The sequence below is a fragment of the Erwinia magellanica genome (assembly GCF_039023495.1).
Classification (GTDB): domain Bacteria; phylum Pseudomonadota; class Gammaproteobacteria; order Enterobacterales; family Enterobacteriaceae; genus Erwinia.
The window spans coordinates 256528-271977 of record NZ_JBCHVC010000004.1 but is presented as its reverse complement, the minus strand read 5'-3'; the positions used below and the strand labels follow the sequence as shown (position 1 = coordinate 271977).

Annotated in this window: 15 protein-coding genes; 8 read left to right on the top strand and 7 right to left on the bottom strand. The window is 55.0% G+C overall.

The features are described from left to right. Nucleotides 1–105: 105 nt before the first annotated feature. The 5 genes from AAH450_RS15725 to AAH450_RS15705 all read right to left on the bottom strand — a co-directional run bounded on the left by AAH450_RS15725 (nt 106) and on the right by AAH450_RS15705 (nt 7099). Nucleotides 106–2526, bottom strand: coding sequence for a type III effector HrpK domain-containing protein (locus tag AAH450_RS15725; RefSeq protein WP_342911041.1), 2421 nt, complete (start codon nt 2524–2526; stop codon nt 106–108). Nucleotides 2527–2896: 370 nt separating this feature from the next. Continuing rightward, the gene (locus tag AAH450_RS15720) at nt 2897–3535 is read right to left on the bottom strand and encodes an RpiB/LacA/LacB family sugar-phosphate isomerase (RefSeq protein WP_342911040.1); all 639 of its coding nucleotides are present in this window, start codon (nt 3533–3535) and stop codon (nt 2897–2899) included. Nucleotides 3536–3579: 44 nt separating this feature from the next. Further along, a complete protein-coding gene (kduD, locus tag AAH450_RS15715; protein WP_342911039.1) occupies nt 3580–4341 on the bottom strand; it encodes a 2-dehydro-3-deoxy-D-gluconate 5-dehydrogenase KduD in 762 nt (253 codons plus the stop codon). A gap of 15 nt (nt 4342–4356) precedes the next feature. Beyond that, nucleotides 4357–5496: a beta-galactosidase BglB gene (bglB, locus tag AAH450_RS15710; protein WP_342911038.1), complete on the bottom strand. Its 1140-nt coding sequence runs from the start codon at nt 5494–5496 to the stop codon at nt 4357–4359. A gap of 16 nt (nt 5497–5512) precedes the next feature. Next, entirely contained in the window at nt 5513–7099 is a 1587-nt protein-coding gene (locus AAH450_RS15705; RefSeq protein ID WP_342911037.1) for an MFS transporter, read from the bottom strand. A 599-nt stretch (nt 7100–7698) separates the two neighbouring features. Here AAH450_RS15705 and AAH450_RS15700 point away from each other — a divergent pair. Next, nucleotides 7699–8709, top strand: coding sequence for an alpha/beta fold hydrolase (locus tag AAH450_RS15700; RefSeq protein ID WP_342911036.1), 1011 nt, complete (start codon nt 7699–7701; stop codon nt 8707–8709). Here AAH450_RS15700 and AAH450_RS15695 read toward each other — a convergent pair whose 3' ends face one another. Next, nucleotides 8710–8961 carry a hypothetical protein gene (locus AAH450_RS15695; RefSeq protein WP_342911035.1) on the bottom strand — a complete coding sequence of 84 codons (252 nt, stop codon included), beginning with the start codon at nt 8959–8961 and terminating at the stop codon, nt 8710–8712. After that, a complete protein-coding gene (locus AAH450_RS15690; protein ID WP_342911034.1) occupies nt 8958–9182 on the bottom strand; it encodes a hypothetical protein in 225 nt (74 codons plus the stop codon). Before AAH450_RS15690 ends, AAH450_RS15695 begins: the two co-directional genes overlap by 4 nt. 193 nt (nt 9183–9375) lie before the next feature. Between AAH450_RS15690 and AAH450_RS15685 the strand changes: the two genes are divergently transcribed. The 7 genes from AAH450_RS15685 to AAH450_RS15655 all read left to right on the top strand — a co-directional run bounded on the left by AAH450_RS15685 (nt 9376) and on the right by AAH450_RS15655 (nt 15420). After that, nucleotides 9376–10002 (top strand): pyridoxamine 5'-phosphate oxidase family protein, encoded by a 627-nt coding sequence (locus AAH450_RS15685; RefSeq protein WP_342911033.1) that lies wholly within the window; start codon nt 9376–9378, stop codon nt 10000–10002. A 123-nt stretch (nt 10003–10125) separates the two neighbouring features. After that, nucleotides 10126–10281 carry a type II toxin-antitoxin system HicA family toxin gene (locus AAH450_RS15680; RefSeq protein ID WP_463322735.1) on the top strand — a complete coding sequence of 52 codons (156 nt, stop codon included), beginning with the start codon at nt 10126–10128 and terminating at the stop codon, nt 10279–10281. A gap of 55 nt (nt 10282–10336) precedes the next feature. Next, nucleotides 10337–10744, top strand: coding sequence for a type II toxin-antitoxin system HicB family antitoxin (locus tag AAH450_RS15675; protein ID WP_342911031.1), 408 nt, complete (start codon nt 10337–10339; stop codon nt 10742–10744). Nucleotides 10745–10857: 113 nt separating this feature from the next. Then, nucleotides 10858–11241: a RidA family protein gene (locus AAH450_RS15670; RefSeq protein WP_342911030.1), complete on the top strand. Its 384-nt coding sequence runs from the start codon at nt 10858–10860 to the stop codon at nt 11239–11241. 310 nt (nt 11242–11551) lie between these two features. Continuing rightward, nucleotides 11552–12559: an N-acetyltransferase DgcN gene (gene dgcN / locus AAH450_RS15665; RefSeq protein ID WP_342911029.1), complete on the top strand. Its 1008-nt coding sequence runs from the start codon at nt 11552–11554 to the stop codon at nt 12557–12559. 2 nt (nt 12560–12561) lie between these two features. After that, nucleotides 12562–13527 carry an N-acetyl-D-Glu racemase DgcA gene (gene dgcA, locus AAH450_RS15660; RefSeq protein ID WP_342911028.1) on the top strand — a complete coding sequence of 322 codons (966 nt, stop codon included), beginning with the start codon at nt 12562–12564 and terminating at the stop codon, nt 13525–13527. Between the two features lie 21 nt (nt 13528–13548). Beyond that, nucleotides 13549–15420 (top strand): ABC transporter ATP-binding protein, encoded by a 1872-nt coding sequence (locus AAH450_RS15655; protein WP_342911027.1) that lies wholly within the window; start codon nt 13549–13551, stop codon nt 15418–15420. Nucleotides 15421–15450 lie beyond the last annotated feature (30 nt).

Genomic DNA, 15450 nt, shown 5'->3' with positions numbered 1-15450 from the left:
CTCCTTATAAAAGGCAAAGTGACTTTTATCTTCCATCAGCCCGTTTCCATTTACAAATGCTTTCACTGGTAAGATCGTTGCGGTCGCGGTTTCCCCCAGCCTGGGCTAGTGCGCTTTGGGAATGCCAAACTGCGTCAGAGTGGGATCGACGTTATGGTCGAAGGTCTTCTGATCTTTATGCTTGTTCACCGCATCAATGATCGCCTTGATGCCAAAGCCTATTGCCAGCACGGCATCAATGGCCCAGCCCACAGGCCCGGCAGCGGCACCTAATGCGCCAGCGGCGGCCAGGCCAGCGGCTTCCCCTGCGACCATTCCCACCACGCGGCCCGCCACGGCACCCGCCATTCTGCCCAGGCCTGCGGAGGCGTCTTTCGCCAGTGCGTTAGCTACAGCATTATAACCAAGTTTGCCCAGCTCTGACGCGCCTTTCACGCCGTCGTAAATCGTTTTCGCTGCTGCTGCCTTGTCGCCAGATTTCAGCTGGTCTGAGAGTGAAATCATACCCGCCACGCCCAGCGCGCCCCCGCCCGCAACAACACTTTTCCCGCTGGTACTTAGCCCCGCGGCGCTGGTCTGCTTTTCCACGTTATCGCGCAGCTGTGAAAGCATCTCTTTACCGGTCATTTTTTGCAGATCGCTCTCTTTTGGCAGCGTCCCGGCCTCTTTCAAATCTTTGAGCACGCTCATGCCTTTGCCGGTCGTGGTCAGCGCTTTCAGCGTGGCTTCAGCGTAGCCATCCTGAGCGGCGGTAGTAACGCTTTCCGGAATAGCCGCTTCATAGGCGGCCTTCTGCCGGTCGACATCGCTTAGCACCTCTGTGGCATCGGTTTTTTTATTGTTCTTCAGCCCGCTTTCCACCGCCTTGCCCTGGGTAAAGCTCTCGTTATAAGAACGCTCGATCTCCTGCTTCAGCTCGGGTTGACTGTTCACTACCTCCTGCGTTGTGGGGACTTTTACCGCTTCCCCCTTCAGGTCGCCCTGCATCTTCAGCTCGGCATCCAGGTTACCAATAGCGCTGCTGTAATCGACAGGCTGCTTCTCTTCCTCTTTCTTACCTTTATTCGCCTTATCCGCTTTATCCCTGGCGGCCTGCATATCCTCTCCGAGCGCCTTACCGGACTTCAGATCTTCATAACGCTGGCTGACCGCCTGAGCAAGCGCGGGGTCGCTGTTGATGATGTTCTTTTCCTGCGCGGGCACGGCCTTGTTCAGGTAATCCTTTACACCCTGGTCTTGCTGTAACTGACCAATCTTCTCTTCCAGTGCCGCCGAGGTTTTATCTACTTTACGCAGCGAGCTGCCGCCGTTGACCTGCTCCAGCGTCTGTTGCAGCTTAACCATTACTGCTGCTTTCTGTGCGCCGCTGTAGTTTTGCGGATTATTGAACACATCCTCATTGAGCTGGCTGATATCGACACTGGCGACCGCATTTCGCGTGGCGGCATCGCTCATCATGCTGGAAAATTCCCCGCCGTTGGTGGGGGCCTGCTTTTTAATCCAGTCGTCGATGTTGCGCGTGCTGATTTTCTGATCGGGGTTGTGCAGTGCCAGGCTTTTGCCTTCAAACCCTCCCTGATCCAGCATTGTCATCAGACCCGGCTGAGAGAACGTTTTTGCCGACTGTGTGAGGGAAGAGGCCAGGCCAGGATTGTTTTCCTGTAACCCTTTCAGCGCGTCGGCGGTGATATATTTATCGACCTTGCCGTCCTGATTCAATGCTCCGGCCTTTGCCAGCGGTTCACTGGCCCGCAGCGAGGCCGCCGACATCACCATTTGCAGCGACTGGGGATCGGCGTTGGGATTTTCTTTTTTATAACTATCGACATCTTTGCTCGCCGCATCGCGGGCCTTTTCCATGTTTTTGGCAAAGGATTTGTAGTCGCCGTTGGTGGTTTTGCCGTCCGGCTTGCCGCCATGTTTGCCAACATCAATGGCCGTTTTCAGCGCCGGGTTAGCGTCAATAAACGCTCTGGCCTGTTCGCCCTCTGCGCCTCCTGCGGCGGCCATTTTCGCGGCTGCTATCGGCCGGTTCATCTCTTTCGCTGCCTGTTCCCGCTGCTCTGGCGGCAGGTTTGATACCAGCGAATCATATTTCTTCAGCTCTTCCGGAGAGGAGTAAGTGGAGTTATCCAGGAAGGCGGCATCACTGCCAGGTGAAACGGGCGTTGCCTCGCTCCCGCTGGCCTGAGTTTGTCCCGTATCCGCTACAGGTGAGGTTGCAGAAGTTTGCCCGACGTGACCACTCTCTGCGCTTTGCGGGACTTCTCCTGTTTCCGCCGCGCCCTGTATCTCAGCCGCTTTTTTCATCAGCCCGGCAAGCATCGAAGCCAGCTCCTTCAGCGCATCGTTCCTGGCGCCGGTGCAGGCTTTTTCTGCCTCTGCCAGGCTGGTCGCCTGTCCAAACTGGATAGTTCCTGCACCCTTTTTTAGCACCGGATTGGATTGGTTTTCCTGAGCTGGCGGGGCAGAAGGGGCTGGGCCGGTGGAATCAGCCAGACCGGTTCGTGAATGGAGAACGCGCATGATAACTCACCTGAAAGCGATTGCTGGGAACAGGTGAGTGGTCGGGAAGAGGGATTGGGTTCCTTTTTTTCTTACGGCCAGCCTCTGAACCACGCATTCAGCCGCATGAAACCTGGCTGCAATTTCGTCAGGCGGAGTCAATGCAGAAACATTTATCTCTGCTCCCCGGAAAAAGCGATCCTTAAATGCGGGGAAATAGTACCAATTTTAATAAGAGCACTGGGGGGATATAGCAAAAATGCAGGCTGGCAGAGGCAGAAGGGGAACTTAACGGCGAAAAGATCCTTTTTATGGCAGCGATCAATTAACGCAAAAGCTGAAAAAAGATCCGCGACCGGCGGTGCCGATCGCGGAAAGTTTAAGGGTACTTTTACTGGATCAAGCGTTTAACCCAGGCGATGATCTCCTGATCCTTACCCTGTTCAAACAGACACTGCCGGAAGCGCTCCCCGCCGACAGCTGTTTTCACCAGTTCAGGATCGAGGGCGCTCAATGTATCCAGGTAGTTCTCTTTTATCACCGCGCTTTTCACCTGATTCAGAATGCCCGCGTTACGAACCTGCGGCTCTTTGCGTTCGGCTGGATAGCCTTCACCTTTGCGCCCGGTGAACGCCTTTTCAAAGATATAGCGCACGTTAAGCTCTGCACCCCAGCCGAACCCTTTAGCAAAAGGCAGAGCGAGCGCGTTACCGTTATTGATTTGCGCAAACAGGAAGGCATCGGCCGGATCGACACAGTAGCCGCATACCACCCCAGGATGGATATTCAGTGAGAGTAATGCGCCCTGACCCGTGCCGCAGCCCGTTACCACAAAATCCACGGCTTTCGCATTCAGCAGCAGGCTCGCCATAATGCCCAGGTGAATATAGGTCAGGTGATGATCCCCTTCATCCTGCATTCCCACGTTAAAAACGGTATCTTTGTTTTCGGCTGCGACAGCCTTCAACTGGGCTAAAACCACGGCATTTTTTGCCGCCTGGCTGTTTTCCATCATCAGTGCAATATTCATATTTTCTCCGGTTTGCAGGCTTGTTGGTTAATAAAGGCGAAGGGCTAGCGCGCGAGCCAGCCACCATCCACCGCAAGGGTGTAGCCATTGACGTAATCAGAGGCGCTGGAGGCGAGAAACACCACCGGCCCCATCAGATCCTGCGGTTCTCCCCATCGCCCGGCAGGAATACGGGCAAGAATTTCATTACTGCGGCTCTGGTCGTCGCGCAGCTGTTGCGTATTGTTGGTAGCGATATAGCCGGGTGCCAGCGCATTAACGTTGATGCCATATCTGGCCCACTCATTGGCCAGTTCGCGGGTTAGCCCCATTACGGCGCTTTTCGACGCGGTGTAAGAGGGCACCCGCACGCCGCCCTGGAAAGAGAGCAGGGAGGCAATATTGATGATTTTGCCGCCGCGCCCCTGCTTAATGAACTGCTGCGCGACCAGCTGGGACAAAAAGAACAGCGTCTTGATGTTCACATTCATCACGTCGTCCCAGTCCTGCTCGCTGAAGTCCAGCGCCTCGTTGCGGCGGATAATGCCGGCATTGTTGACCAGAATATCTATCTGGCCCATCTCGCTCACTGCCTGCGCCAGCAGCGCGGGCAGCCGATCCTGTTGACCGAGATCCGCTTGTAAACTCAGAAAACGCCGTCCCAGGGCGTTGACCTCATTCGCGGTTTCTGTGGGTTCACTGCGGTTAATGGCCACAATGTCGCAGCCTGCCTGCGCCAGGCCTACGGCCATACTTTTCCCAAGTCCGGTATTGCAGCCGGTGACGATGGCCACCTTTCCGTGCAGAGAAAAATGATTCAGGATCATGCTGTTTTCCTTGTATTACAGATAGACATGCAGGTACTCCACCAGGCATAAAATCGCCATCGCCTGCCCGTAAGGCATCGACGTCAGCGGGATCTGGCGGTAATAGTTGAGGTCTTTACCCATGGCCGTCCCAAAAGAGACCTGGGTCAGTTCGCCGTCGGGATTAATCTGGGAGATCAGCCCCTTCAGCGCTTTTTCAGCTACGGCGACGTAGCGCTGATCGGCATAATGACAGCGCGCGGCTTTAAGCATGCCGAACGCGAAGCCCGCAGTAGCAGAGGCTTCAAGGTAAGAGTCAGGATCGTCCAGCAGCGTATGCCATAAGCCGCTTTCATGCTGGCATCGTTCCAGCGCCTCCAGCTGGCTGGCGAGTACCTGCTGGAGAAAACGGCGGGTGGCGTCCTTTTCCGGCAGGTTCAGCAGACTGAGGAACTCCGGGATCACGATGGTGAGCCAGCTGTTGCCGCGCGCCCAGCGGGCGTTAGCAAAGTTATGCCTGCCGTCAAACGTCCAGCCGTGGAACCATAATCCCGTCTGCCGATCCATTAAATGCTGCGTATGCACCAGGAACTGATATTTCGCCTCTTCAATATAGTCCGGGCGGTTCAGCAACTGGCCGATTTTTGCCAGCGGCAGCACGGTCATCATCAGCGTATCGTCCCACAGCTGCTGATGGTTCTCTTCTGCCAGCGTGATGTGCTGCATACCGCCGCACTCGGTGCGGGGCATTTTGTGCATAATCCAGTCGGCCCAGCTTTCAAGATAAGGCAGCCAGCGAGGGTCGCGGGTCTCTTCATAGCGATAAGCGAGCGTCAGAAACGGACAGACGGTATTCACGTTGCGGGTGGGGGAGCCTTCGCTGAACCGGTCGCTAAACCAGTTATCCACAATTGCCCGGAGCCGGTCATCGCCGGTATGGCGATAGTATTGATGAATACCATACAGACCGATGCCGTGCGTCCATTCCCACCCCGCCCATCCTTTGGTATCAATGACCCGACCATCATCCAGCCTCAGCAGAAATTCACCCGTGTCATCAGTAATGTTCACCAGGTTATCCACCAGCTTGTTGATCAGCTGATGTAGCTCCTTGCAGGAGATGAACCGCTCCGGCTGGCGTAGCAGGGCGCTCTGTTTTACGGGATAAACCAACATAAATATTCCTCTCAGATCATGGACGGGTTAACTGGCTGGTGACAGGGGATACCGCCGGGCTTGCCGGTAAAGGCTGCACGGCTGGCTTATTGCGATTGAGATAGCCAATGTTGTTGTTTCCCCACAGCGCTTCATAAGGCAGGCCGGCCAGCAGTTCCACGGTTGATCTGGCCTGAGGCGTGATATTTTCCGGAACAACATTGCCTGCCGCGCGCATCTTCTCAATCTCTTCCCGTAATGTCCGATGGGTGGCGAGGTTGAGCCTGAAGCGCAGGGAGATGAAAAAGCCGATGCAGAGCATTAACAGCGTGCCGCCGCAAAGTATGGTGAGAATGGCATGACTGACCGCCGGGTCTTGCGTACTGCTTCCGGTGACAAAGCCGGAGAGCTGCATCAGGATACCCACCAGCATCACCGCTCCCGCCTGCGAAGCTTTGCGGGTCAGCGTCATAATCCCGGCAAAAATACCCTCGCGGCGCTGCCCGGTGATTGCCTCATCCACATCGGAGATGTAGGTATAGATATTCCAGGGCACATAGTTGATGCCGCCGCGCCCCAGTCCGGCAAAAGCAGAGACCAGCAGCAGCAGAGAAAATATATCGCTTAATCCGCTGTAGAAGAGCAGGCCATAAGAGATTGTGCTGAGGCCAAACAGCACCACCACGATGCGATAAGAGGGGGCGGGACCAAACCGGATACAGAGCGGGATCATGCCGATCACCGCCACAAACTGCATGATCGCCATCGTACCCATCAGATTTGAGGCCAGGCTGGCGCTCTGCATCAGTACAAAGACCACGTAATAGGTGAAAACCGCGTTAAAAATATCCTGGGCGATATAGCCGCCGAGATACATGCCAAGATGTTGGCGAAATATCCGCACCCGTAATGTAGAGGTCAGTTCTATTTTCAGGCGGTTCAGGCTCTGTCTGAGCGTCAGCTTTTGCTGCTCTGCCTGAAGTGCGGCACTGGACTTCTTCTCTGGCGGACGTTCCCAGGTGTAGAACCACACCATCGTCAGCACGATGGCGCAAATCACCGAGAAAACCAGACTGGCATAGAAGAAGGAGATTGCATTGTCCTTGCCGAAATAGCTCAGCAGTATGCCCGGCAGAAAGGCGGCAAGGATCGCCGAGAGCTGAGCCAGAGCAATACGCGCGCCGGAGAATTTGGTTTTCTCTTTAAAATCGTCGGTCATTTCCGGTACCAGCGTTTCGTAGGGCACCAGAATAGAGGTATAGACCACCTCAAAGAGCAGGTAGGTCATCAGATAGTAAACGTAGGTCATATCGCCAACCCACATCAGACTGTAGGTAAAGACCAGCGGGATACCGGTGAGGATAAAGAACTTGCGGCGGCCGAAGCGTTTGCCCAGCCAGGTTGAACCGAAGCTATCGGTCAGGTAGCCCATCAGTGGGCTGACGACGGCGTCCAGCACGCGCGCCAGCGCAAAGATTGAGGTTGCTTTAATCGGACTCAGTCCGCAGAAGGTGGTATAGAAATAGAGCAGCCATGCAGAGGTCAGCGCCATGGTGCCAGCGCCGAGGAAATCACCTGACCCATAGGCTAAATAATTTAGCGTTCCTGGTTTACGTGTCATCATCGCATCCTTCCTGATTTACCTGTTTAGCGCCCGGCGATTGTCGGGGATGAGCTAAGGTAGAGCCAGGCAGAGGCAAAAACCTTTGCGATTTTGCCAACAGAGAGGAAGGAGTGTCACGTAAGTAAAGAAAGCCGGGACCGATCTCACCAATTTAATAAAATGGCGTTTCATTATTATTAAATTGGCTTCTCGTTTATCTTGTCCGACGCGACTGGTAGAGGGAAAAGTTACCTGCTTTAAAAACGTTTCTCAGGCTTGCATATAAAAACTGGAGCGGGCGGGGGCTTGCGGTTCGAGCAAACAGCACAGGCTGTGCCATAACAGCGAAATCCACCAAAAACTCAGGCTTGTCATACTTCTCTCCTGTGACACGATGCCCGAAAAGATAAATGTAATCTGGATAAGCAATTCCGCCAGCTTAAAGGGGATAAAGCGCTTTTTTTGTTAAAGTATGCGTCGCTACCCCATTTTGTCGTTTCTGCCTGCACCGCCCGGCTTTGCGCTTCTTTACCCACCCGGTTTACTGACACTCCTATTTATCCGCTATGGTTAAGCGTTGTTTACTTTGACTTTCCATCACGCTCTTGAGGATAACGTTTGTGCCAAAATTCATCTCTTGTCTGGTGTTCTCAGGCCTGGTCACGGTTTTTAACGCTTTTGCCGCTGACAGTACGCCAAAGTATGGCCCGCAGTTGCAGGGTTTTGATTTCCCCTATCCCATACAAAAGTTTGACTTCACCTCCCAACAGCAGCCGCTCACTATGGGTTACATCGATGTGAAACCCAGCGGCAGTGCCAATGGTCGTACGGTGGTGCTGATGCATGGAAAAAACTTCTGCGGTGTCACCTGGCAGGGGTCAATAGATGCCCTGAGCCACGCGGGCTACCGGGTGATTGCGCCGGATCAGATTGGATTTTGCACCTCCAGCAAACCTGAACATTATCAGTACAGTTTCCAGCAGTTAGCGCTCAACACTCAGAATCTGCTCAAGAAATTGCATATAGATAAAGTAACGCTGGTGGGCCATTCCACGGGAGGGATGCTGGCCACCCGCTTTGCACTGATGTACCCGCAAGAGGTGCAAAAACTGGTGTTGGTCAATCCTATCGGCCTGGAAGACTGGAAAGCCAAAGGGGTACCGTGGCGGAGCGTGGATGAGTGGTATCAGCGTGAGCTGAAGACATCCGCTGCCAGCATCAAAAAATATGAGCTGAATACCTACTATGTCGGCCGGTGGAAACCGGAATACGACCGCTGGGTCACCATGCTGGCTGGCCTGAACAACGGCCCCGGCCATAAGATCGTCGCCTGGAACTCTGCTTTGCTGTACGACATGATCTTTACTCAGCCGGTTTATTACGAGTTCAAAAACCTTCAGATGCCTGCCACGCTGATGATTGGCACGTCAGACACCACGGCCATCGGCAGCGATATCGCGCCGCCAGATGTTAAGGCGAAAATCGGGCATTACAACGAGCTGGGTAAACAGGTTGCCGCGCTGATCCCGCAGGCAACCCTGATTGAATTTCCGGGAATGGGCCATGCGCCACAGATGGAAGAACCGCAGAAGTTTAATCAGGCGCTGATTAAGGATCTCAGGCAGCCCTGATTAGCGGCACTGTGAGGTGCAGGCCTGTAGGCAGGCCTGCATCTTCGCGCCACAGCCGCTGTTGTCGTTGCGGTCGCACTGGCTGTTCTGCACATAGCACTGTTGCTGACAAAGGCTGACATCACATTTCGCTGCTATCGGCGTGGCGATGATATCCTGCTTAGGCGGCGCCAGAGGGAGCTGAGAAAGCTGGGAGCAGGCGGTTCCCGAAAACAGCAGAATTGTTAAGGCCAGGAGAGTGCTCTTTTTCATAAAAATGTCCCCAGAATAAATAGCGCCCTTTCGGCGGCTTTAGTCCGTTCTTCTCCATAATTGTAGTCTGTGGCTTTCAGACGTTTTAGCGTGGTGATCAGCGATTCAAGGGTAAAGGCCTGCTTCTCGCCCAGGATGGTCAGTATCGCACCCCCTATCTCATTACAGATCGCTTTTGCTTCCGCCATATCTTTATCGGTGGTGACGCTCTCTTCACGCATACTGCCTCCCACACGTTGGCCTGTTTATAAAATCATAGATACCCCCTCTGAAAAAGCGAACTCCCGTCTCATTAAGTGTGCGCCGGAAGCCACTCTCTCTGCATAGCGTGGCTATACTGAACCTGCCGGCGAAAGGGCATCCGGCAGATTCCTTACATCCATAATAACGCTTAGTTATCGTAAAGAGGGCACCATGACCGGGGACGAACAGAGCAGGATCACAACGTTAGCGCAGCTGGAACAGCTTTATGGCGACGTGGCACCTCCCTCGCTGATGAAAGTAGCTGACCATATTCACCCCGCCTACCGTCCTTTTATTGAATCCTCGCCGTTTGTGGCGCTGGCGACCTCCGGCGATGCCGATCTGGATGTTTCTCCGCGCGGCGACCCGGCTGGTTTTATTCAGATAGAAGACGAGAAAACCCTGCTGCTGCCCGACAGGCGTGGCAATAACCGTATCGACAGCCTGAAAAATATTCTAAGCGATCCCAGAGTGGCGCTGCTTTTTCTGATCCCTGGCATTGGTGAAACGCTACGGGTGAATGGCGAGGCAGAAATAAGCGTGGACCCTGCACTATTGGCGCGTTTCGCCGTAGAGGGAAACCAGCCCCGCACGGTGTTGCGGATCCACGTCCACAGCGTTTTCTTCCAGTGCAGCCGTGCCATTATCCGCTCCCGTCTCTGGGAGGCTGACGCGCAGCTTCAGCGTTCACAGCTGCCCAGCACCGGCAGCATTCTGAAGGCTGTTTCCCACTCTGCCGTCGATGGCGAAGCTTACGATCGGGCGCTGCCGGAACGCATTAAGAAGACCCTTTACTGACTCTGCTGAAGTTTCTGTTTTATACCCTGCTGTGATTCCACTTCCTTGCTGTGGTGGTTATTGATGGGTATAATGGTTGCTTGTTAACCAGCCAGGGAGGAGGCGTTGTCCAGCAGGGAACTGATGAAACTATTGCAGCAGAATGGATGGGTTTTAGACAGAGTGAAAGGAAGCCATCACATTTTTATTAAAGAGGGAAAGGATTACCATATCACTGTTCCCCATCCAGAAAAGAATGTTGCAAAGGGCACACTGCATGACATTCTCAAAAATATGTAATAAAAGTGGCGCGTTCTGCGCGCCCTTTCAGATATCAGAAATGAAGGTGAAATAAATGAAATTTCCGATCTATCTCCACAGAGCAGAAGGCGGCAGTTTCTCTGGCTTTGTACCGGATATCAAAGGCTGCTATTTTGCTGGTGACACAATTGACGAAGCGATTGCGGACGCCTTTAACGCCATTGATGCGCATCTGGAATTTCAGGCAGAAAAAGGCAGAGACCTGCCTGAAGCGCAGGATATTTCCGCACATCTGCAAAATAGTGCATGTGAGGGGGGTTATTGGGCTTACGTTGAGGTCGATTTATTGAAATATGAGGGTAAAGCGGTAAAGTTAAACATCACCCTGCCGCAAAATCTTTTACACAGAATAGATAGCTATGTTGAGCTGAACAGGGAATATGGTTCGCGGAGCGGTTTTATTGCAGCACTGGCGCGACGTGAGTTAGTGAAATCTGCCTGAAAACTGCCGTTCACTCTTTAATTATTGTAAAGCTCGCGTACTGCGAGTTTTACAACAACTTGCTTATCAAACCGATTATAACAATTTTAAATCAGCATTTTTGGGGAGAAAGAATGGCAAAGTTAACCAGAATAAATTATCCACAGCTTGGTGAAGTAAAAGCACCCTATGTTCACGCTGTTAAACATAATGATACGTTGTACGTTTCAGGCCTGACTGCATTTGGCACTGCGGCACAAAAACAGGGCATTGTTGAACAGGCCGAAGCGATTTTTTCGCAATTCAGGCTGATAGCGGCTGCCGAATCTCTATCGCTGGCTTCACTTATCAAGGTAACCATTTTTGTCACCTCACTTGATGAAGTCAATGCGCTGAGAACCGTGCTGTTTCAACACTTTGGCGATCGCTTACCTGCCAGCTCTCTGGTCCAGGTCAGCCAACTTTTTTCGCCCGACCTTATGATTGAGATTGAGGCAATCTTCGCGCTTAATGAGTGATGTCACTCCACTCTCTTTTAAAATCCTGCCAAAGCGGGTAACTGCTGTAAAAAGTCCGCAAAAATTATCACTTCGTTATTTAATCCCTTCCAGAGAACAAGACGCACAGCTAAGTTCAGAGCAACCTACTTAAGTCGGGATAATATGAAAAGCATGCCGATGAAGAGTGTGTAATGGAGATCTTACTGTCTCGCCCCTCACCCCTATAGCCTCAGGCTATACCCTGGCAACAAACAAGCATTATCCCGCGTCCGACAACGGTGAAATAGTCTTATCAGGCAAACCCTGCAACCCGATAAGAGATGACCTCATGCTGATCCCGCAACCCTATTTGTTATTCCTTGGCGATGTGACCGACCCGCTGGCCGCGAAAACCGCGCGGGGTATTCAGGTCTGGCGACCAGAGCAGTGCGTAGGGCAGATCCGTCTGCCAGGCTGTAGCGTTTCGCTGGGGCTGGAGGAGTTGACTATAGAGGCGGCCGTGGCGGCTGGCGCGAAAACGCTGGTACTTGGCACGGCTAACGCTGGCGGCTATCTGCCGGAGCACTGGCTGGATACCGTGCGCGGCGCGATTAAAGCGGGCATGAACGTTGCCAGCGGCCTGCATTATCGTCTGGTGGATAACCAAGAGCTGATGACGCTGGCGAAAGAGCAGGGCGTGGAGCTGTTCGACATCCGCCACATGCGCCCGAAACTGGAGGTGGGCAGCGGCAAAAAACGCAGCGGTAAGCGCGTGTTGACGGTCGGCACCGACTGCTCGGTGGGCAAAATGTACACCTCGCTGGCGCTGGAATCCGCCATGCGTGAAATCGGCCTGAAGGCTGACTTCCGTGCGACAGGCCAGACCGGGATTCTGGTAGCCGGTGAAGGCATTGCCATTGATGCCGTTATCGCTGACTTTATCGCCGGGGCAGCAGAAGCGCTCTCTCCGGCCGGTGAGGCCGATCACTGGGACATCGTGGAAGGCCAGGGTTCCCTGTTCCATCCCTCTTATGCTGGAGTCAGTATGGGGCTGATCCACGGCGCGCAGCCGCACTGGCTGGTGATGTGCCACGAAATGCATCGCCCGCATATGCGTCACCTGCCGCATCAGCCGATGGTCAGCCTGGCAGACTGCGTAGAGGCCAATCTGCGCGCCGCGCACGTCACCAGCGACAGCGTGCAGCTGGCTGGCTTTGCCATCAATACTTCCAACTTCCCCGAGCAGGAAGCCCGTGACTACTGCCAGCAGGTCAGCGAAGAATTTGGCGTACCGGCGACCGATCCGGTGCGTTTTGGCATTGCAGAGATCGCCGCGCTGCTGAAGGAGCGTGGCTGATTATGCGCCGCATGCAGGTTGAGGTAGTGGAGCTGCCGCTGGCCCGTCCGTTCGCCATTGCTCGCGGTACCCGCACGGCGGTGACCGTAGTACGGGTCACGCTGGAACAGCAGGGTTTTATCGGGCGTGGTGAATGCACGCCGACGGCGCACTATCACGAAAGCGCTGAAAGCGTGACCGCGCAGCTGGCGGCCGTACAGGAAGAAGTAGAGAACGGTTTAACGCTGTCGGCACTGCAAACCCGCCTGCTGCCGGGATCTGCCCGCAACGCGCTGGACTGCGCGCTGTGGCGGCTTGAGGCGGCGCTGAACAGGCAAACCTTGTGGCAACGGCTAAATGTTCAGCCGCCCGCCACGGTGATCACTGCGGAAACGCTGAGTCTGGAGAGCAGCGAAAGGATGGCTGCCGCAGCGGCAGATGCGGTTTCCCGCGGGGCTATCCTGCTGAAAATCAAGCTGAACCGCGAGCTGATTCTGGAAAAAGTGGCGGCGATCCGTGCCGCTGCGCCTGGCGTCACGCTGATTATTGATGCCAATGAAGCCTGGGGCGGGCTGGATCTCGGCAGCCTTTTTGCGGCGCTGACGCACTACAACATCGCGATGATCGAGCAGCCTTTGCCGGCGGGTAATGATGCTGATTTGCAGCGCTTTGACCATCTCATCCCGGTCTGTGCGGATGAGAGCTGCCACCACTCGGGGGATATCGCCGGACTGCGCAATCGCTATGAAATGATCAACATCAAGCTTGATAAATGCGGTGGCCTGACCGAAGCGCTGGCGATGGTGGAAGAGGCAAAGCGGCAGAAGCTGCGGCTGATGGTGGGCTGTATGCTCGGCTCATCGCTGGCAATGGAGGCCGCGCTGCCGGTGGCCATTGCTGCGGAACATGTTGATCTCGACGGGCCAATCTGGCTCGCGGCAGACAGCTCTCCCTATCTCTCTTACCACCAGGGCCGCATCTGGCTCTGAGCCAGGGCCACCGGAGTCACGATGACGGAACCCATGCAATCAGACCTTACCGCCACCGGATCCGGCACGCCTTCCCCTGTGCTGCGGGTGGAGGATCTCAGCGTCAGCTTTAGCGGGCGCTCCGGGAAAAATCTTGCCCTGAAAGGCGTCTCGTTCACCCTCAATAAGGGCGAAATCGTTGCGGTGGTGGGTGAAAGCGGCTCCGGTAAATCCGTCACCTCGCTGGCGGTAATGGGGCTGCTGGCACCCTCGGCTACCATTGAACGCGGTGCCATTCATTTCACTCCGCGCAGTGGGGCCAGCCATCCTCTGCTGACCATGAGCGTGGAGGAGCGCCGCAAGCTGCGCGGCCGCGATATGGCGATGATTTTTCAGGAGCCGATGACCTCCCTTAATCCGGTATTAAAGGTGGGCGATCAGCTCACGGAAGCGCTTAAGGATCATCAGCTGTGCGACAGCAAAACCGCAGATGTAAAAGCCCGCGAGCTGCTGCGCAAAGTACGCATTGCCGATGTCGATCGGGTGATGAAAAGCTATCCGCATTCGCTCTCCGGCGGGATGCGCCAGCGCGTGATGATAGCCCAGGCGCTGGCCTGCGATCCGCAACTGCTGATTGCCGACGAACCTACCACCGCCCTGGACGTCACCGTACAGGCGCGCATTCTGCAAATTCTCCGTGACCTGCAACAGCAAAGCGACATGGCCGTGCTGTTTATCACCCACGACATGGGGGTGGTGGCGGAAATTGCCGATCGCGTGGTGGTGATGTACCGCGGTGAAGTGGTGGAGCAGGGCAGCGTGGAGCAGATATTTGCTGCGCCAGAACACAGCTACACCAAAGCGCTGCTGGCAGCTGTGCCGCGGCTGGGCGATATGCAAGCGAGCCGCTGGCCGCAGCGCTTCCCGCTGCTGGGCGAGGAGCAGGATGAAGACCAGGGCGTGCAGATCACCGCACGCTACGAAGAGAAACCCCTGCTGGATGTGCGTGGGCTGAAGGTTTATTACCCGGTACGCAGCGGCCTGTTTTCAGCGCTCACCCACCGGGTGCATGCGGTAGAGCAGATCGATTTCAGCCTCTGGCCTGGCGAAACACTGGCAATAGTGGGCGAAAGCGGCTGTGGTAAATCCACTACCGGACGGGCGCTGCTGCGGCTGATCTCCAGCGAATCAGAAAGCATCCATTTTCGCGGCGAGGAGGTGAGCGCACTAAAGGAGGCGGCGTTTCATGCGCTGCGTCGGGAAATTCAGATGGTGTTTCAGGACCCCTACGCCTCGCTGAATCCCCGCCTTACGGTGGGTTTTACCATCGCAGAGCCGCTGCTGCTGCATGGCCTGGTGAAGTCGCTGGAGGAGGCCACGCCGCAGGTGCAGGCCTTGCTGAAAAGCGTCGGCCTGCTGCCGGAACATGCCCGTCGCTATCCGCATGAGTTCTCCGGCGGGCAGCGTCAGCGTATCGCTATCGCCCGCGCGATGGCGCTCCAGCCAAAAGTGATTATTGCCGATGAGGCCGTCTCCGCGCTGGATGTCTCGATTCAGGCTCAGGTGGTTAACCTGATGATGGATCTGCAAAAAGAGACCGGCGTGGCCTGGATATTTATCTCGCATGACATGGCGGTGGTGGAGCGCATTGCTAACCGCGTGGCGGTGATGTACCTGGGGCAGATTGTGGAAATCGGCCCGCGTCATGCGCTCTTTACTAACCCTCAACACCCCTATACCCGCCGTCTGCTGGCATCTGTGCCGGTAGCCGATCCTGCCCGCCGCAGCGTGCATGAGCTGGATGAGAGTGAAATCCCCTCACCGCTGCGTAAGGTTGGGGAAGAAGTAACAAAACTCCGTTACCGCCAGGTTGCCCCGCATCACTGGGTAGCCGAAGGGGAGATGCACCGTTAGCGAATATTTCAATTCCTCATCTGGAGAGAG